The sequence below is a fragment of the Pseudoalteromonas sp. CO109Y genome, assembly GCF_004208935.1.
GTDB lineage: Bacteria > Pseudomonadota > Gammaproteobacteria > Enterobacterales > Alteromonadaceae > Pseudoalteromonas > Pseudoalteromonas shioyasakiensis.
This window is the reverse complement of record NZ_SGPD01000012.1, coordinates 1-366: the sequence shown is the minus strand read 5'-3', so window position 1 is coordinate 366 and position 366 is coordinate 1. Positions and strand designations below refer to the sequence as shown.

The window sequence follows — 366 nt, the reverse complement described above, 5'->3', positions numbered from 1 at the left end:
TGGAGCTAAGCAGGATCGAACTGCTGACCTCCTGCGTGCAAGGCAGGCGCTCTCCCAGCTGAGCTATAGCCCCACATATGCTGGTACTTATTGTCATTTTTGCCACTTCGATTGAGACAAGGCGTAAGTTGAGGACGTTTAGTTCACTAAACGACGAAGCTTACAACGCAGTATCAAGAAGAAGTGGTGGGTCTGAGTAGATTTGAACTACCGACCTCACCCTTATCAGGGGTGCGCTCTAACCAACTGAGCTACAGACCCAAACAATAAGTGTTGTTCTCTTTACAATTAACAATCATCTGTGTGGACACTACGAACAAATAAGTTCTAAATCGTATAAGGAGGTGATCCAGCCCCAGGTTCCCC

General features: G+C 47.0%; 2 tRNA genes. Both read right to left on the bottom strand.

Annotated features, from left to right (window positions below):
- Positions 1-73 (bottom strand) — tRNA-Ala (locus EXT43_RS04825).
- A gap of 111 nt (positions 74-184) precedes the next feature.
- A tRNA-Ile gene (locus EXT43_RS04820) sits at positions 185-261 on the bottom strand.
- Positions 262-366 lie beyond the last annotated feature (105 nt).